Annotated in this window: 18 protein-coding genes; 8 read left to right on the top strand and 10 right to left on the bottom strand. The window is 58.8% G+C overall.

Annotated features, from left to right (window positions below):
- Positions 1 to 20: 20 nt before the first annotated feature.
- Positions 21 to 1,928 carry an esterase EstP gene (estP, locus tag J2W17_RS28625; RefSeq protein ID WP_307342869.1) on the bottom strand — a complete coding sequence of 636 codons (1,908 nt, stop codon included), beginning with the start codon at positions 1,926 to 1,928 and terminating at the stop codon, positions 21 to 23.
- 407 nt (positions 1,929 to 2,335) lie between these two features.
- Here estP and J2W17_RS28620 point away from each other — a divergent pair, with 407 nt between their 5' ends.
- From J2W17_RS28620 to J2W17_RS28605, 4 genes are all read left to right on the top strand, one after another.
- The gene (locus J2W17_RS28620; protein ID WP_064680081.1) at positions 2,336 to 2,929 is read left to right on the top strand and encodes an aminodeoxychorismate/anthranilate synthase component II; all 594 of its coding nucleotides are present in this window, start codon (positions 2,336 to 2,338) and stop codon (positions 2,927 to 2,929) included.
- Between the two features lie 9 nt (positions 2,930 to 2,938).
- Positions 2,939 to 3,988 (top strand): anthranilate phosphoribosyltransferase, encoded by a 1,050-nt coding sequence (trpD, locus tag J2W17_RS28615; protein WP_307342865.1) that lies wholly within the window; start codon positions 2,939 to 2,941, stop codon positions 3,986 to 3,988.
- Complete coding sequence (gene trpC / locus J2W17_RS28610; protein ID WP_307342862.1) at positions 3,985 to 4,821, top strand: indole-3-glycerol phosphate synthase TrpC; 837 nt, start codon at positions 3,985 to 3,987, stop codon at positions 4,819 to 4,821. Before trpD ends, trpC begins: the two co-directional genes overlap by 4 nt.
- Before the next feature lie 99 nt (positions 4,822 to 4,920).
- A complete protein-coding gene (locus tag J2W17_RS28605; protein WP_307342859.1) occupies positions 4,921 to 5,622 on the top strand; it encodes a lipoate--protein ligase family protein in 702 nt (233 codons plus the stop codon).
- A gap of 24 nt (positions 5,623 to 5,646) precedes the next feature.
- Here J2W17_RS28605 and crp read toward each other — a convergent pair whose 3' ends face one another.
- Positions 5,647 to 6,291, bottom strand: a complete 645-nt coding sequence (gene crp, locus J2W17_RS28600; protein WP_307342856.1) for a cAMP-activated global transcriptional regulator CRP — start codon at positions 6,289 to 6,291, stop codon at positions 5,647 to 5,649.
- 245 nt (positions 6,292 to 6,536) lie between these two features.
- On the opposite strand from crp, the gene J2W17_RS28595 reads away from it, so the two are divergent.
- On the top strand, positions 6,537 to 6,959 hold the full coding sequence (locus J2W17_RS28595) for an OsmC family protein (protein ID WP_150768031.1): 423 nt from the start codon (positions 6,537 to 6,539) through the stop codon (positions 6,957 to 6,959).
- A 155-nt stretch (positions 6,960 to 7,114) separates the two neighbouring features.
- Here the strand turns inward: J2W17_RS28595 and coq7 are convergent, their stop codons facing one another.
- From coq7 to hemJ, 6 genes are all read right to left on the bottom strand, one after another.
- Positions 7,115 to 7,762, bottom strand: a complete 648-nt coding sequence (gene coq7, locus J2W17_RS28590; protein WP_307342853.1) for a 2-polyprenyl-3-methyl-6-methoxy-1,4-benzoquinone monooxygenase — start codon at positions 7,760 to 7,762, stop codon at positions 7,115 to 7,117.
- Positions 7,763 to 7,964: 202 nt separating this feature from the next.
- A complete protein-coding gene (locus J2W17_RS28585) occupies positions 7,965 to 8,303 on the bottom strand; it encodes a histidine triad nucleotide-binding protein (RefSeq protein WP_008147240.1) in 339 nt (112 codons plus the stop codon).
- 79 nt (positions 8,304 to 8,382) lie between these two features.
- Complete coding sequence (locus J2W17_RS28580) at positions 8,383 to 9,171, bottom strand: SDR family NAD(P)-dependent oxidoreductase (protein ID WP_307342850.1); 789 nt, start codon at positions 9,169 to 9,171, stop codon at positions 8,383 to 8,385.
- Between the two features lie 62 nt (positions 9,172 to 9,233).
- On the bottom strand, positions 9,234 to 10,208 hold the full coding sequence (locus J2W17_RS28575) for a DUF805 domain-containing protein (RefSeq protein WP_307342847.1): 975 nt from the start codon (positions 10,206 to 10,208) through the stop codon (positions 9,234 to 9,236).
- Positions 10,209 to 10,298: 90 nt separating this feature from the next.
- Positions 10,299 to 11,267 carry an NAD(P)H-dependent flavin oxidoreductase gene (locus J2W17_RS28570; protein ID WP_307342844.1) on the bottom strand — a complete coding sequence of 323 codons (969 nt, stop codon included), beginning with the start codon at positions 11,265 to 11,267 and terminating at the stop codon, positions 10,299 to 10,301.
- A gap of 32 nt (positions 11,268 to 11,299) precedes the next feature.
- Positions 11,300 to 11,728: a protoporphyrinogen oxidase HemJ gene (gene hemJ, locus J2W17_RS28565; protein ID WP_307342842.1), complete on the bottom strand. Its 429-nt coding sequence runs from the start codon at positions 11,726 to 11,728 to the stop codon at positions 11,300 to 11,302.
- Between the two features lie 136 nt (positions 11,729 to 11,864).
- Here hemJ and argC point away from each other — a divergent pair, with 136 nt between their 5' ends.
- Together argC and erpA are read left to right on the top strand one after the other, a co-directional pair.
- Complete coding sequence (gene argC, locus J2W17_RS28560; protein WP_150784927.1) at positions 11,865 to 12,899, top strand: N-acetyl-gamma-glutamyl-phosphate reductase; 1,035 nt, start codon at positions 11,865 to 11,867, stop codon at positions 12,897 to 12,899.
- 168 nt (positions 12,900 to 13,067) lie between these two features.
- Complete coding sequence (gene erpA / locus J2W17_RS28555; RefSeq protein ID WP_007947969.1) at positions 13,068 to 13,418, top strand: iron-sulfur cluster insertion protein ErpA; 351 nt, start codon at positions 13,068 to 13,070, stop codon at positions 13,416 to 13,418.
- Positions 13,419 to 13,487: 69 nt separating this feature from the next.
- Here erpA and J2W17_RS28550 read toward each other — a convergent pair whose 3' ends face one another.
- Together J2W17_RS28550 and J2W17_RS28545 are read right to left on the bottom strand one after the other, a co-directional pair.
- On the bottom strand, positions 13,488 to 14,579 hold the full coding sequence (locus J2W17_RS28550; RefSeq protein ID WP_307342834.1) for an anhydro-N-acetylmuramic acid kinase: 1,092 nt from the start codon (positions 14,577 to 14,579) through the stop codon (positions 13,488 to 13,490).
- Between the two features lie 3 nt (positions 14,580 to 14,582).
- Positions 14,583 to 16,016, bottom strand: a complete 1,434-nt coding sequence (locus J2W17_RS28545; RefSeq protein ID WP_307342831.1) for a peptidoglycan DD-metalloendopeptidase family protein — start codon at positions 16,014 to 16,016, stop codon at positions 14,583 to 14,585.
- A gap of 214 nt (positions 16,017 to 16,230) precedes the next feature.
- Between J2W17_RS28545 and tyrS the strand changes: the two genes are divergently transcribed.
- Positions 16,231 to 17,430, top strand: a complete 1,200-nt coding sequence (gene tyrS, locus J2W17_RS28540; RefSeq protein WP_307342828.1) for a tyrosine--tRNA ligase — start codon at positions 16,231 to 16,233, stop codon at positions 17,428 to 17,430.
- Positions 17,431 to 17,553 lie beyond the last annotated feature (123 nt).

Here is a 17,553-nt window from a genome sequence, read left to right as displayed (position 1 = left end):
TATGCTTGCTGTTTAATGGATCAGAAATCCAGCGAGACCCCAACGTTGAGCCCTTGCTGGGTAAAGTCGTCTGACTTGCGGAAGGTATAACCGCCACGCAACGCCAGATCGGCCGTCAACTTGTGGCTGACCCCAAGGCTCACTCGATTCAAATGACTTTGCGGTGTGTAACCGTCGAGCTCGAAGTCCAGCGACGGCAGGCTATTGAGGGCGATGTTCACTTTCTGAGTGTCATCCTCGTATTCACGCTCGAAGGCGTATTCGCCGAACACTTGGGTTTGCGGGGTGATCTGGTAGTTGCCCTGAAGGCCGGCGCCCAGCCGTTTCGAGTCGCGTTTCTGGTCATCAAGGGTCAGCGCCGTGGACCGATTGCCGTTTTCCGAATAACCGTCGACTTCCACTTTCGCATAATCGGCGCTGATGAATGGCGACAAGTGCCATTCGCTGCCCGGCTGCGCAATATCGTAGCCGAGGCGAGTGCTGAAGGCCCAAAGATGCCCGTCGGCATCACCTTTTTCCGCTCTTTCGCTGGCACCTAGGTCGAATTTGCGTTTGAGGTTGTCGTAATCCAGCTTGCCGCCGGTCAACGCGGCATCGGCCCACCAGCGATTCTGCTGGAACTGGGCGAAAGCGGTGGCCAGGTAGCTGTTGAGTTTGTAGTCCGAATCATTGCTGCCCGCTTCAAGGTTCTGCCGATAAAAGCCCGCCGCGACACCGATTCGCCAGGCTTCATTGAGGCGATAGCTGCCGCCGATATTCAAATTGTTTCCGCTGCCATCGGCGCTGGCACCGCTGCTTTGACCATCGATATCCAGACGCTGGCCGCCGCCTGCGACGATCGCGCGCCATTGGCCGACGGCCTGCCAGTTTTCCCAGTCCGATTGCCATTGGCTGCGCAGTTCATCCTGGTGCGCACGTAGCGTGGCGTGGGCCATTTCCGGCAACAGCGTCAGTTCCCACGGCGCTGCCAGCAGGGAATAGGCGTAATCGGAAATCAGCTTCTGCCCGGTTTCGGTCGGGTGCACGCCATCGTTGTAGATCAGCTTGCTCGGGTCCGGCGTGGCACTGTTGATGCCATAGGCGGTGTTTTCAACGCAGCCATTGCCGCTGAAACAGGTGGCAACCAGGTTCTGGTCGATGGCCAGTCCGAATGGTGCCGGATCGGCGACCGCTTCCTGCAACAGCAGTGGAACGTTCAGCGGGATGACCTCGGCGTCGATGCCCCCGAGTCGCGTCACCAGGCGCTGATTGAAGAGGTTGCTCAGTAACGAGATACCCGGCTGTGCGGGACTGCCGTTGAGGGCGGGCGTCAACCCCAGGTCAGGCAGCAGCCAGACCATGATGTACCGGGCGCCGGCGGTCTGCAAAACCTGGGCGCTGTCTGCCAGTCGATCTGCCGCCGCGCCGGCCTGAGCCGGGGTGAGCACCCGGCCCTGGAGGAAATCGTTACCGCCGCCGGAAAGGAAATACAGCGCATTCGGGTCGGCACGCAGGTTGTTGGCGGCCAGGTAGCCCGGACGAGTGCGTTCGCCGGTGGCGGATACATTGGTAATCGAATCGAGGATCTGGTCGGTCCGATAGCCGCCCACGGCCCAGTTGTTGCCATCAGGCAGGCCCTCGCTGGCGCGCGCAGCCGAGGTCGAAGCAGCCGTTTGATCAGGGGAGAAACCGAGTTTTCCTCCCAAAAGTTGCGTCGAGTTGGCGGAATAGACTTCACCGCTGCCATCGAAGTAGACCGGGCCGACGCGATTGGTAAAGCGCTGGGTCGCGCCGGGCGGGCCGCCGGCATCGGTAAACTGCCCGGCATCACTGAGACTGTCGCCGAAGACGATGAAGTTCGAGTAAGGGTTGGGAGCCGCGATCGCCTGGGTACAGGCCATGGCGAGCAAGCAGGCTGCAAGGGGTATCGCCAACGAGGGCTTGATCATGGACAAATCCGTTTTTGTTTATTGTTTTAGTGAGTGAAACGTCAGTGCCAAAAACTATAGAGTCTGTTGCCATCCGGCGCGAACCCTCGATTGTTTCACCGCGCTTCGATCGCCCATATTGCACGCTCTGCCCAGCTAAGTTACTGTGCCAATACGTATAAATGAGACCATCCCCGTGTTGATCGTCAGCAAACTCCTGGATCAAGTCATCAAGGCACACGCCCGTTGGCGTTGGCGCGCCTGAATCCTTCTGCCGGCCCGGCCGGATCTTTACCGCTTTGCCTTCTTTACCCGCAAGACAAACCGCTTTGCTGCGCGATTCCAGCGACTGACAAAGTGCAGGACGCTGCGGGCAAATCCTTTGAAGGCCGTATTAAAGTCAGTGAATTCAAGAGGTTCTTAACGCCATGTTGCTGATGATCGATAACTACGACTCTTTTACCTACAACGTTGTGCAGTACCTGGGCGAGCTCGGCTCCCAGGTCAAAGTGGTGCGCAACGATGAGCTCACCATTGCCCAGATCGAAGCCCTCAATCCGGAGCGGATCGTCGTCTCACCCGGTCCCTGCACCCCGACCGAGGCAGGTATCTCGATCGAAGCGATCAAGCATTTCGCCGGCAAACTGCCGATCCTGGGGGTATGCCTGGGCCATCAATCCATCGGTCAGGCGTTTGGCGGGGATGTGGTCCGTGCCCGTCACGTCATGCACGGCAAGACAAGTCCGGTGTTTCACGAGGACAAGGGCGTTTTCGAAGGTTTGAATCATCCGCTGACGGTCACCCGCTATCACTCGCTGATCGTCAAGCGCGAAACCCTGCCGGACTGCCTCGAGCTGACTGCCTGGACCCAGCTGGAAGACGGCTCGGTGGATGAGATCATGGGCCTGCGCCATAAGACATTGAACATTGAAGGCGTGCAGTTCCACCCTGAGTCGATCCTGACCGAACAGGGTCACGAGCTGCTCGCCAACTTCCTCAAACAAACCGGCGGCACGCGCTAAGGACGTTAAATGAATATCAAGACAGCCCTGAGCCGTATCGTCGAGCAGCTCGACCTCAGCACCGACGAAATGCGCGATGTGATGCGTGAAATCATGACCGGGCAGTGTACCGATGCGCAGATTGGCGCGTTCATGATGGCCATGCGCATGAAGAGCGAGAGCATCGATGAGATCGTCGGGGCGGTGTCGGTCATGCGCGAGCTGGCAGACAAAGTCGAACTCAAGACCCTGGACGGCGTCGTCGATGTCGTCGGCACCGGCGGTGACGGCGCAAACATCTTCAACGTATCCACCGCGTCTTCGTTTGTCGTCGCAGCGGCCGGTTGCACCGTGGCGAAGCACGGTAACCGTGCGGTCTCGGGTAAAAGCGGCAGTGCCGACCTGTTGGAGGCGGCGGGCATCTACCTGAACCTGACGCCGGTTCAAGTGGCACGCTGCATCGATAACGTCGGCATCGGATTCATGTTTGCCCAGACCCACCACAGTGCCATGAAGTACGCTGCCGGCCCTCGCCGGGAGTTGGGCTTGCGTACGTTGTTCAACATGCTCGGCCCGCTTACGAATCCGGCCGGGGTGAAACATCAGGTAGTGGGTGTGTTCAATCAGGCGTTGTGCCGGCCATTGGCCGAGGTGTTGCAGCGTCTGGGCAGCAAACATGTGCTGGTGGTGCATTCCCAGGACGGTCTGGACGAGTTCAGCCTGGCGGCCCCCACCTACGTGGCTGATCTGAAAAACGACGAAATAACAGAATACTGGGTCCAGCCGGAGGACCTCGGTATAAAGAGCCAGAGCTTGTATGGCCTGGTGGTTGAAAGTCCGGCCCAGTCACTTGAACTGATTCGCGATGCCCTGGGCAAGCGCAAGACCGAAAACGGTCAGAAAGCCGCCGAGATGATCGTGCTCAATGCCGGTGCCGCGCTGTATGCCGCCGACCTGGCCAGCACTTTAAAAGAGGGCGTTGCCCTGGCGCACGATGCGCTGCACACCGGCCTCGCTCGGGAAAAACTCGAGGAGTTGGGTGCATTTACCGCAGTATTCAAGGTGGAGAACGAGGGATGAGTGTGCCGACGGTTCTGGAAAACATTCTGGCCCGCAAGGTCGAAGAAGTCGCCGAGCGCAGTGCTCGGGTGAGCCTTGCCGAACTGGAAAATCTGGCCAAGATGGCCGATGCACCCCGTGGGTTTGCCAAGGCATTGATCGATCAGGCCAAGCTAAAGCAGCCTGCAGTCATTGCTGAAATCAAGAAAGCCTCGCCAAGCAAAGGCGTGATCCGCGAGAACTTCGTTCCTGCCGACATTGCCATCAGCTATGAGCGGGGCGGGGCGACCTGCCTGTCGGTGCTCACCGATATCGATTACTTCCAAGGCGCCGATGCATATCTGCAGCAGGCGCGTGCGGCGTGCAAACTGCCGGTGATCCGCAAGGATTTCATGATCGATCCCTATCAGATCGTCGAAGCCCGTGCCTTGGGCGCTGACTGCGTGCTGTTGATCGTTTCCGCATTGGATGACGTGAAAATGGCCGAGCTGGCGGCCGTGGCCAAAAGTGTCGGCCTCGATGTGCTGGTGGAAGTCCATGACGGCGATGAGCTGGAGCGGGCGTTGAAGACACTCGATACCCCGCTGGTCGGCGTCAACAACCGTAACCTGCACACCTTCGACGTCAATCTGGAAACCACGCTTGATCTGTTGCCGCGTATCCCGCGTGATCGATTGGTGATTACCGAAAGCGGCATTCTCAATCGAGCCGATGTCGAACTGATGGAAATCAGCGACGTGTATGCGTTCCTGGTCGGCGAGGCGTTCATGCGCGCCGAAAACCCGGGCACCGAGTTGCAGCGTCTGTTTTTCCCTGAGCGCGGTGTCCCTGTCAGCGGCTCGACGCTCGACTGACTTACATTTTCGCTGGCAACCCGATCCCCTGCAGGAGCGGGCTTGCCCGCGAAGAGTCCATCGAGCCCCCCAAAGACTTCATATCTTACGGAGTCATACATGTTCCATCCAACCTCTCTGACTGTCGAAACCGGCCTGCTTGCCGAACAGGACCTGTTGGCCCATGTCTGCACTGGTGACTCGGAATTTGGCCTGCTGTACTGGCAACCCAACGACCGGGCATTGGTCATGCCGCGCCGGTTGAATCGTCTGCCCGGTTTCGACGCCGCGTGCAAGGTGTCGGCGGCGGCGGGTTGGCCTGTGTTGTTGCGCGAAACCGGCGGCGAGCCCGTACCGCAATCGCCATCAACCATCAACATCGCGCTGGTCTATGCACCACCGCGTAGCGAGGGCGATCAGAATCGGATCGAAACCGCCTACCGACGACTCTGCGATCCGATCTGTCAGCTGCTGGATGAGCTGGGCGGTGTTTCATCCCTGGGTGAAGTCGAAGGCGCATTCTGCGATGGCCGTTTCAACGTCAACCTCGATGGTCGCAAGATGGTCGGCACCGCTCAGCGCTGGCGCCAGAGCAAGGGTGGTTCGCGTCCGGTGGGGTTGGTGCACGGGGCTTTGTTGCTCGATGACGAACGCGAGTCGATGGTCGCGGCGGTCAATCGCTTCAATGAAGCGTGCGGTCTGGACCAGCGGGTTCGCGCCGAGAGCCACATCGCCCTGCATGAGAAATTCGCCGTCCCGGATGCGCTGGAACGGCTCGACGGGCTGTACCGTCAATTGCTGGCCGAGATGCTCGGGACTTGAGTTCCAACGCTTGAGTCTTTGAGCCTAGCGCGTACCGAAGACCACCATGGTCTTGCCTTTGACATCGACCAGGTTGCGCTCCTCCAGATCCTTGAGCACGCGACCGACCATCTCACGGGAGCAGCCTACAATCCTCCCGATTTCCTGACGGGTCACCTTGATCTGCATGCCGTCGGGGTGGGTCATGGCGTCTGGCTGTTTGCACAGTTCCAGCAGGCAGCGAGCAACACGTCCGGTCACGTCAAAAAACGCCAGGTCTCCCACCTTGCGGGTGGTGTTGCGCAGACGTTGTGCGATTTGGCCGCTGAGTACGTAAAGAATGTCCGGATCTTGCCGGGACAGTTCGCGGAATTTTGCATAGCTGATTTCCGCAACTTCACATTCTATCTTGGCGCGCACCCAGGCACTGCGTTCCTGTTCCAGGCCAGCCTGTTCGAATAGACCCAGTTCACCGAAAAAGTCCCCGACGTTCAGATAGGCAATGATCATTTCGCGACCATCGTCGTCCTCGATCAGTATAGTGACAGAGCCTTTGATGATAAAAAACAGAGTGTCCGAGCGATCCCCTGCGCAAATGATATTGGTCTTGGCCTGATAGCGACGGCGCTGGCAATGCATCAACAGTTTGTCGAGGTTTTTGATTTTGGGCGTGGGCGCAATAGCAACCATGGCGTATTTCCGAGAAGACCGCAGGGCGTGTTTGTTTTTTTGGCGCTGGCGAAGCCTGCAATCTTTGCTGTCAGTAACGAGGCTGGCTATGCGCCAGCTCATTGGCGCCAGCTTAACAGACACTTCCTGCAATATTCGAGCATTGACCAACGGCGCGTATGGTTATGTCCCAGGAAGGCGAGCGCTGTCAATCATGGGCCCTGTGCTAAGCTGGCGACCCTTTTTTATACAGTGGAGTCTTGGCGATGAAGGCACGCATCCAATGGGCTGGCGAAGCCATGTTCCTCGGCGAATCCGGCAGCGGTCATGTCGTGGTCATGGACGGTCCGCCCGAAGCCGGCGGACGCAACCTGGGTGTCCGGCCAATGGAAATGCTCCTCCTGGGTGTGGGCGGTTGCAGTAATTTCGACGTGGTCAGCATTCTCAAGAAGTCCCGCCAGGCTGTTGAAAGCTGCGAAGCTTTCCTGGACGCCGAACGCGCGACCGAGGATCCGAAAGTGTTTACCAAAATCCACATGCGCTTTGTGGTCAAAGGCCGTGGGTTGAAAGAAGCCCAGGTCAAACGAGCTGTCGAACTGTCTGCAGAGAAATATTGTTCGGCATCGATCATGCTCGGCGCCGCCGGAGTCGAAATCACCCACGAATACGAGATCGTAGAGCTCGGTTGAATGGCCGGGCAACATGGCAGCCTGAAACTTAAGTTAATAAAAAAGGCGGCTCCCTCACGGCAGTCGCCTTTTTATTCTTGAAATTCCACCCTTGCGGGAGCGGCGATGCTGCGATCCGACTTGTCCGCGAAGAGCCCTGGCAAGCCTCGCAACCATCAGATCCGATAAGTACTCTTGGTCATCACCTTGGCCAACAGACTCATACCGAATTTCACTGGCGCCGGAAAGCGGAAGCCGCCGGCATCCAGCGCGCTTTCAGCATGCTGCTCTTCATCGATGCGCATCTGCTCGAGGATCGCCCGGGACTTTTCATCCTCCGCGGGCAGTTGCTCTAGGTGTTCGTTCAAATGCTTGCAGACTTGATGCTCGGTAGCCGCCACGAACCCCAGGCTGACTTTATCGCTGATCAACCCGGCCACCGCGCCGATCCCGAACGACATGCCATAGAACAGTGGATTGAGGATGCTGGTGTGACTACCCAACTGGTGGATGCGTTGCTCGCACCAGACCAGGTGATCGATTTCTTCTTCGGCGGCGTGTTCCATGGCGGCCCGCACTTGTGGCAGTTTGGCGGTCAGGGCTTGACCTTGATACAGCGCCTGGGCACAGACTTCGCCGGTATGGTTGATGCGCATCAGGCCGGCGACGTGCCGGGTGTCTACGTCGCTCATTTTTGCATCCGGCTGCACGATGGCGGGCGACGGACGGTATGGCTGGCTGCTGGAGGGCAGCAGGGTACGCATCGCGGCATCGGCTTGCAGAAGAAGACGGTCAATCGGCGAGTAGTGACGCTGGGTAGTCATGCTGACCTCCGGGAAGAATCTCGGCGGCCAGTTTAACCCAATCGGCAGGGGAAGGTTTGTGCTGGGTCATTGCGTCGCAGGCGTGTTCTGTAGGAGCCGGCTTGCTGGCGATGGCAGCCTCCGATATTGAGGTGATCTATCGCACGCCATCGCTGGCAAGTCGGACCGCCGCACCGCAGCACCTACAGAGGACGGTGGTAAATCAGCCCGGTGGCCAATGCATCTGGCGCTGCCCGAGTACATGCATATGAATGTGATAGACCGTCTGCCCGCCCAGCGGATTGCAGTTCATGACCACACGGAAGCCTTCTTCGCAGCCCAGTTCCAGCGCCAGGCGCTGGGCAGTGAACAGAATATGCCCGGCCAACGCCTTGTCGTCCTCGGTGAGGTCGTTCAGGGTGCGCACCGCTTTTTTCGGGATCACCAGGAAATGTACCGGTGCCTGTGGGGCGATATCATGGAAGGCCAGTACCTGGTCGTCCTCGTAGATGATCTTCGCCGGGATTTCCCGGTTGATGATCTTGGTGAACAGAGTATCCACAGCAGTTTCTCCGTTGTTTGGGCTGGCCTGAGTGTACTCATGGGAGATGCGCCAGCCCAGTGTTTTACCAAAGGTCCATTCAGCGCGGGCAGTAGGCCTTGTTGACGATGCCGGCGATTGTCCGGGTCAGCCAACGTGAGCCGAGCCGCGGCAGAAAGGCGCGCCAGCGGTTGCGCCGGCCCGGAATGATGATGGCACGATTTTTCTCCAGTGCACGCACGGTATAAAGCGCGACTTCTTCGGGGCTCATCAGCAGTTTGCTGTCGACCAGTTTCTCTGTGTCCAGTTGCGCGGTACGGAAGAATGCGGTGCGAGTCGGGCCAGGGCAGAGCACCGACACCCTCACCGCACATTTCTTCAGCTCGACGCGCAACCCTTCGGAAAAGTGCAATACATAGGCTTTGCTGGCGTAATAAGTGCTCATCCACGGGCCCGGATGGAATGCGGCGATCGAGGCGACGTTCAGAATCTGCCCGCCTCCCTGCAAGGCCATGCTGTTGCCGACCGCATGACACAGGCGGGTGAGGGCGAGAATATTCACTTCGATCAGATCCTGCTCGGTCATCCAGTCCTGGGCCAGGAATGGGCCACAGGTACCCATGCCGGCGCAGTTGACCAGCAGATCGATCTGGCGGTCACCTTCCTCCAGTTCCAGCAGAAACCCGGACAGGCGCAACGGTTCACCCAGGTCACAGGCCCGGAATAACACTTCCACGCCAAAACGCTGAGTCAGTTCGATCGCAATGCTTTCCAGCTGATCACGCTGTCGAGCCACCAGAATCAGGCTGCGGCCGCGCCGGGCCAGCGCTTCGGCCATCGCCAGGCCGATGCCGCTGGAAGCGCCAGTGATCAGAGCGTAACGGGTCATGCAGTTCTCCATCGCAACAGCTACGCGCCGGCGACGCAGGTGTCACGGGCGGGAAGCGCTGTTCATTCTTTCGCAGAGTCTACAGGGGGCCGGGCTTCTTCGGCTGCATCGTCAGCTGAATTTGGCGCAGGCTCTGCTTCCACGGCGGTTTGATCTTCGATCTCTTCAAGGGTGGCCGAGTCACTTTCGTAGCGGCTCTCGGCGGCACTTTCGTATTCGCTCTGGATCGCAGTGAGCCCACCGGTCAGTCCGCCGATGAACAGGATCGCGACAACCACCAGCCATAACGCAGACAGGACCTTGACCGCTGTGCTGTTGGGCGGTGGTGGCGCACCGTACCGATTGGCGGTGTTGTTGCCCGGCATGATCATCATCACGAACGGAAAGAAGCTGCCCACGAACGGCACGAGCGTCAGCAGCCAGAGCCAGCCGGACCAGCCGATATCATGCAGACGCTGAACGCTGAACTGGATGCTGACGAAACCGAGTACGACGATGAGAATAAAAGCCAGCAGACCCCCGAGAATCAGGCCGGCGCTGGAGTCCGTACTGATAAGGGCGAGGCCGAAAACCCCGAGTACGGCGCCGATGCCAAGCGTCACCAGCATCAGGACCATTGTCCAGGCCAGATAGCGCAAGCGGCCGATACGGCCTTCGAAACTGAACGCCTTGAGCGTTGCGAATTCCGGTAGCGCCTCGCCGACGGCCGCTCGTGGCGGTGCGTAGGGTGAATCCGGATCTGTCGATAGAGGAGGGTGGGCAGGCGTGTATTGGTGCACGTCTGACAGGTTCAGCTCGACCTGGGTTTCACTTTCGATCCGGGCGGCGATGCCGGTTTTCGTCAGTGCCTGCAGATAAGTCTGGGCATCTGACTGTGACAGGTCGCGCTTGAGTGCAACCGGTCGACCACTGAACAGCCGCTCGATGGCAACGACATCGGTTTTGAACAGTTCGGCAAGCTTGAGTTTGGCAGTGGTGATTTCGACACCGGGCAGCAGAGCGCCGTCAAATACGATCTTGTAACGGTGTTCGCTCATTGCGAGGCATCCTTGTCGCGAAAAATTTGAATGGAGTGTGGCGCGGCCGCAGTGGAAGGCCAGCCGAAAGCGACTGGCCGGGTTGTCCTGTCAGCGCGGCCAGTGCTCACGCAGTTGCGTCGCGCGTTCCAGGGCCTCGCGGTATTCATCGTCCAGACGGGCAACCAATTGATCAACGCTCGGCAGGTCATCGATGTCGCCGACGCCCTGCCCCGCGGACCATACGGTTTTCCAGGCTTTGGCTTCATCGCTCAACGGCTTGAGCTTGGAGCCGAAGTTGACCTCGCCCTTGCCTTGCAATGCCGCCATGTCGAAACCGGCAGCCTCCAGGCTTTGACGCATGAAGCTCGCCGGTACGCCCGACACTGCTGGAGTATGGACGATGTCCGCGGCTCTGGAGGTCAGCAACATCTGCTTGTAGGCATCAGGGGCATGACTTTCGGTAGTGCCGATGAATCGTGTACCGAAGTAGGCCAGGTCCGCGCCGAGCAGTTGCGCGGCAAGAATCTCGTGACCGTGGTTCAGGCAACCGGCCAACAGCAGGGTCTTGTCGAAGAACTGGCGGATCTCGGCAATCAGCGAAAACGGGCTCCAGGTGCCTGCGTGTCCACCGGCGCCCGCGGCCACGGCGATCAAGCCGTCGACTCCGGCCTCGGCCGCTTTCTCGGCATGGCGGCGGGTCGTCACGTCGTGGAACACCAGGCCGCCATAACCGTGGACGGCATCGACCAATTCCTTCACGGCACCAAGACTGGTAATCACGATCGGCACTTTGTGCTCGATGCAGATCTCCAGGTCCGCTTGCAGCCGCGGGTTGCTGTTGTGGACGATCAGGTTCACCGCGTAAGGCGCAGGATTGTCCAGTGTCGCCAACCCTGCTTCGATTTCTTCCAGCCAGGCCTTGAAGCCACTGCTTTCGCGCTGATTCAGCGCGGGAAAGCTGCCCACCACACCATTGCGGCAGCAAGCGAGCACCAATTGCGGGTTGGAAATCAGGAACATTGGCGCTGCCACCACGGGCAGGCGCAAACGTTGTTCGAGCAAAGCGGGCAGCGACATTGGAAGTCCCCCGGGGAGAGTTGTGCTTGAGATCAGAACGGCCGAACGACGACCAGAATGACGATAGCCAGCAATATCAGAACCGGCACTTCATTGAACCAGCGATAAAAGACATGGCTGCGGGTGTTTTCGCCACGGGCAAAGCGTTTTACCTGGGCCCCGCACATGTGGTGGTAGCCGATCAGGATCACCACCAGCGTCAACTTCGCGTGAATCCAGGCGCCCTGGCTGAATATGCCGGGGTTCAAGGCGATCAGCGCGATGCCGAAAATCAGGGTGGCGATCATCGCTGGCCCCATGATGCCACGGTACAGCTTGCGTTCCATGATGCTGAAGCGCTCCTTGCTGATGTTGTCCTCGCTTTGCGCGTGGTAGACGAACAGGCGTGGCAGGTAGAACAAGCCGGCAAACCAGCAGACCATGCTGACGATGTGCAATGCTTTGAGCCATAGATAGAGCATTTTTTAGTTAATCCCAGGTTCACGGTAGGCGCGATAGTAGAGCCTTGAGGCTCCGCACGTCACCTTGGCGGTTGTCGCAGGACGATACGGGCCCTATTATCGACGGCTTTCCAGTGGGTTCGTTGAGGGCAGGTTTATGGTCAAGGTCGGTATCGTCGGCGGCACGGGTTACACCGGTGTCGAATTGCTGCGTTTGTTGGCACAGCATCCGCAAGCTGAAGTGGCAGTGATCACTTCCCGATCCGAGGCCGGTCTGGCCGTGGCTGATATGTACCCGAACCTGCGCGGTCATTACGATGGCCTGGCGTTCAGCGTTCCGGACATCAAGACCCTGGGTGCCTGCGACGTGGTGTTCTTCGCAACGCCTCACGGTGTCGCCCATGCCTTGGCCGGTGACTTGCTCGCGGCCGGGACCAAGGTCATCGACCTGTCGGCCGACTTTCGTCTGCAAGACGCCGATGAATGGGCCAAGTGGTACGGTCAGCCGCACGGCGCGCCGCAGCTGCTGGAAGAGGCTGTCTACGGCTTGCCGGAAGTCAATCGCGAACAGATCAAGCAGGCTCGCCTGATCGCTGTACCGGGTTGCTACCCGACGGCCACGCAATTGGGTTTCCTGCCGTTGCTCGAAGCCGGTCTGGCCGATACCACTCGCTTGATCGCAGACTGTAAATCCGGTGTCAGCGGTGCCGGCCGTGGCGCCTCTGTCGGTTCGCTGTATTCCGAAACCTCGGAGAGCATGAAGGCCTACGCGGTCAAAGGACATCGTCACTTACCGGAAATCCGCCAAGGTCTGCGGCGTGCAGCGGGCAAGGACGTCGGCCTGACCTTCGTCCCGCACCTGACGCCAATGATTCGTGGCATTCACTCGACGCTCTACGCCACCGTCGTGGATCGCTCGGTGGATTTGCAGGCGCTGTTTGAAAAGCGTTATGCCAATGAACCGTTCGTCGACGTCATGCCTGCTGGCAGTCATCCTGAAACCCGCAGCGTACGCGGTGCCAACGTTTGCCGGATTGCCGTGCATCGGCCGCAGGACGGTGATCTGGTGGTGGTGTTGTCGGTGATCGATAATCTGGTCAAAGGCGCGTCGGGTCAGGCGGTACAGAACCTGAACATTCTGTTCGGACTGGATGAGCGCCTGGGCCTGTCCCACGCCGGCATGCTGCCGTAAGTCTGTAGTGTGCTCGACAAAAAGGCCCGTCTGACGGGCCTTTTTGCATTCCGGACGGGCGATGGGTTTGATTGATATACCGTAACAATAGTTGACCGATTTTCTAGGAGAAGCGGATAATGCACGTCATCACGCATTATGGCGGCGTAACGCCGGGAGATAGTCAGCATGAGCGTCGAATCCTTCACCCCCACGGCTTTGCAATTCACCCACGGTGCCGCGCACAAGGTGAAGAGCCTGGTCGATGAAGAGGGGAATGATCGCTTGAAGCTGCGCGTATTCGTTACGGGCGGCGGTTGTTCAGGTTTTCAGTACGGCTTCACCTTCGATGAAGAAGTGGCCGATGACGACACCATCGTCGAGCGCGAGGGTGTGAGTCTGGTCGTCGATCCGATGAGCTTCCAGTACCTGGCAGGAGCCGAGGTGGATTATCAGGAAGGTCTGGAAGGTTCGCGTTTCGTCATCAAGAATCCGAACGCCTCCACCACCTGTGGTTGTGGCTCTTCGTTCTCGATCTGATCGCGTAGAGCTTCACAAGGCGCCGCATGGCTTCAGGGCTCTGCGGCGTTTTGCTGTCCGGTGTTCGGATCAGGCGGGGTAGATGGCGCCCAGTACGCGCAGGCCTCGGGCGCCGGTGACGCTGGGGCGATTGGCTGCAATGCCTTCCAGGCAGCAGTGGGCCAGCCAGGCAAAGGCCATGGCTTCAACCCAGTCCGGGTCGACACCGCAAGCCGCGGTGCTGCTGACGTTTGCCTTGGGCAGCAGGCTGGCCAGGCGGTCCATCAATGTGGTGTTGTGTGCGCCACCGCCGCAAACCAGTAACTGCCGGGTATCCGATTGAGCACTTTGCAATGACTCGACGATGGTCAGTGCACTCAGCTCAAGCAGTGTTGCCTGCACGTCTTCGGCGGCGAAAGTGGGCAGCTGTGACAAGTGACGGGTCAGCCATGGCAGGTTGAACACCTCGCGACCGGTGCTTTTTGGGCCTTTGGTCACAAAAAACGGATCGCTGAGCAATGCCTTCAGCAGGACGGGTTCGACCTTGCCACTGGCGGCCCACTGACCGTCACGATCGAAGTAGTCGCCGCGCTGCTGGTGAATCCAGGCATCCAGCAGAACATTGCCGGGACCACAGTCGAAACCGGCTACCGGTTTGCCTGGTTCGATGAGGCTTAGATTGCTGAAGCCGCCGACGTTCAGCACCGCGCGGTTACCTGTCTGTTCCTCGAACAACGCTTCGTGAAAGGCCGGAACCAAGGGTGCGCCTTGTCCACCAGCCGCCACGTCGCGACTGCGGAAGTCGCTGACAACGGTGATGCCGGTCAGCTCGGTCAGCAGGGCAGGGTTGCCGATCTGCACGGTAAACCCGCGCGACGGTTCATGGCGAATGGTCTGGCCGTGGCTGCCAATCGCGCGAATGTCCGCAGGTTTCAGGTGTTGTTGATCCAGGAGGGCGTGAATACCTTGCGCGGCCAGCTTGACCCAGTTCTGCTGGGCGATGGCGGAGCGGGCGATCTCGTCCGGGCCACTGGCGCACAAGCCAAGCAGCTCGGCGCGCAGGGTCTCGGGCATCGGGATGTAGTGCGTGGCGATCAGTCTGATCGCCGGGGTTTGCTCGATCAGCGCAATATCCAGTCCGTCAAGGCTGGTCCCGGACATCACACCTATATAGAGCGTCATGGCTTAGCGCTTCGAAGCCAACATGGTGGCTTTCTCCTGATCCATGCGCGCCATCAATGGCTGACTCTGCGCGAGGAAGCGAGCGCGTTCGGCCTTGGAGATCGGATCGGCCATCGCCACTTTCTGGCCCAGTGGGTCGACGTGCACGCCATTGACCTGGAACTCATAGTGCAAGTGCGGGCCGGTGGAGAGTCCTGTGGTACCGATATAACCGATCACCTGGCCCTGCTTGACGCTGCCGCCGGTTTTGACGCCCTTGGCGAAACCCTGCATGTGGCCGTAAAGCGTGCGGTAAGTATTGCCGTGCTGGATGATCACGGTATTGCCGTAGCCCCCGCGGCGACCGGCCAGCAATACTTTGCCGTCGCCTGCAGCCTTGATCGGGGTGCCACGTGGTGCCGCGTAGTCGACACCTTTATGTGCGCGGATCTTGTTCAGGATCGGGTGCTTGCGGCCCATGGAGAATTTCGAGCTGATGCGGGCGAAGTCCACCGGCGTACGGATGAACGCCTTGCGCATGCTGTTGCCGTCTGCGGTGTAGTAGCTGGTGTTGCCTTGTTTGTTGGTGTAACGCACGGCGGTGTAAGTCTTGCCGCGGTTGACGAAGCGTGCGGAAAGGATCGGGCCGGTGCCGACGGCTTTGCCGTTGACGACTTTCTGTTCGTAGATCACGTCGAACTGGTCACCCGGGCGAATGTCCTGGGCAAAGTCGACGTCATAGCCAAACACACTGGCCATGTCCATGGTCATTTTATGGGACAAGCCGGCGCGAGCGGCCGACTGCGACAGCGAGCTGTTGATCACGCCGTGAACGTACGCCGAGCGCACGGTCGGTTTGGCAGTAATGCGGTTGAACGCATAACCCTTGTCGTTCCTGGTCAGGCTGATGGTTTCAAGATCGCTGACATTGCTGTGCAGATTGATCAGTTGGCCTTGCGGGTTGAGTTCGAACTCGAGCTTCTGGCCGCGCTTGAGTTGGCTGAACAGCTTGGCTTGTTTGCCACTGGCCAGCACTTCATGCACTGCAGTGGCGGGCAGGCCGACTTTCTCGAACAGTGTAGAGAGCGTGTCGCCTTTGGCGACGATCACTTCCCTGTGGCTGGGCGCCTTCTTTTCTTCGATGACTGGCGCAGGCGCGGACGCAGGCGCAGGCTCGATCTGAGCGGTTTCGGCAGTCTCTTCGCTGGTGTTTTCGATCTGCGCGAAAGGCGACGCTTGCTGCTCATTTGTGGCCTGGACGGCTTCAGCGGCGTCTTGATCTTGTGTCAGTTGTTCAGCAGGGCTTTCCAGTTCAAGACTCAGGGTCGTTCTTTTGGCTTCAACATCACTGGAAGGGAATACCAGAAGCGCCAGGCTCAAAAGCGCGGCGATGCCACTCGCTGCGAGCAGGTGGGTCTTCGGGTAAAGCGGTGGCGCTTTAGACGATTCTTTGGTCATAGGTAATGTTTGACTTTGAAAAAAGATGAATTGGAAAAGATGAATGACATGATGAAGATGAAATAACTGTATAAAATATAACCAAATCATCTCTGAAGCAAGTCCGCGGACGCTCTGTCGGTGGATTGGCGTCCGTGCGCCGGGCAAAACTTTGTATTTGACGCGCGATCTTGTATGGTTGGTCCCCTTTGAATTCGAGCCTTGCGGGTTTGTTATGAAGTCGGTTGAAGAGCAGCTAGCGCTGATCAAACGTGGTGCGGAAGAACTGTTGGTCGAGTCCGAGCTGATCGAAAAGCTCAAGCGTGGCCAGCCGCTGCGTATCAAGGCGGGCTTCGACCCGACCGCGCCGGATTTGCATCTGGGCCACACTGTGCTTATCAATAAGCTGCGTCAGTTCCAGGACCTGGGTCATCAGGTGATCTTCCTTATAGGTGACTTCACCGGGATGATCGGCGATCCAAGCGGCAAGAGCGCGACGCGTCCTCCGCTCACTCGCGAGCAGGTTCTCGAAAATGCCGAGACCTACAAGACGCAGGTGTTCAAGATCCTTGATCCGGCCAAGACCGAGGTGGCGTTCAACTCCACCTGGATGGATCAGATGGGGCCGGCTGACTTCATCCGCCTGACTTCGCAGTACACCGTTGCGCGCATGCTCGAGCGCGACGACTTCGACAAGCGCTATACGACCAACCAACCGATTGCCATTCATGAGTTCCTCTATCCGCTGGTGCAGGGGTACGACTCTGTCGCATTGCGCGCGGACGTCGAGCTTGGCGGGACCGACCAGAAGTTCAACCTGCTGATGGGGCGTGAGCTGCAGCGTGGTTATGGTCAGGAGCCCCAGTGCATTCTGACCATGCCGTTGCTCGAAGGTCTGGATGGCGTGAAGAAGATGTCCAAGTCCTTGGGCAACTACGTCGGTATCCAGGAAGCGCCGGGCGTCATGTACAGCAAGCTGGTGTCCATCCCCGATGTGTTGATGTGGCGTTACTTCGAATTGCTCAGCTTCCGCTCCATGGATGAGATCAACGCGTTCCGTGCCGATGTCGAGGCGGGTGCCAATCCGCGAGACATCAAGATCAAGCTGGCTGAAGAAATTGTTGCGCGGTTCCATGGCGAGGAGGCTGCAGCCAGTGCTCACCGTGGGGCGGGCAATCGCATGAAGGAAGGCGAGCTGCCGGATGATCTGCCGGAAATCGAATTGACTGCGACTGAAGATATGCCGATCGCTGCCGTCCTTAATAAGGCGGGCCTGGTGAAGAATTCTGCCGTGGCGCGTGATCTGCTCGGTTCGGGTGGCGTGCGTATAGATGGCGAGGTGGTCGATCGCACCTTTATATATGCACTGGGCGCGACCCATGTTTGCCAGGCGGGTAAGAAGGCATTTGCACGTATTACGCTCAAATCCGAATAAAGCGGGATTTAAGGCTTGACGGCAAATTCTGAAAGCCTATAATTCGCCCCACTTCCGGCGCAGTCGAAACGGAAAACTCCTTGGTAAACAAAGAGTTACGCAGTTTTCGACAGCGGTTACGCT

Origin of the sequence: Pseudomonas lini, assembly GCF_030812475.1 — a bacterium.
In the GTDB taxonomy this organism is placed as follows: domain Bacteria; phylum Pseudomonadota; class Gammaproteobacteria; order Pseudomonadales; family Pseudomonadaceae; genus Aquipseudomonas; species Aquipseudomonas lini_A.
The sequence above is the reverse complement of the archived record's forward strand: the minus strand, read 5'-3'. Positions and strand labels throughout refer to the sequence as shown.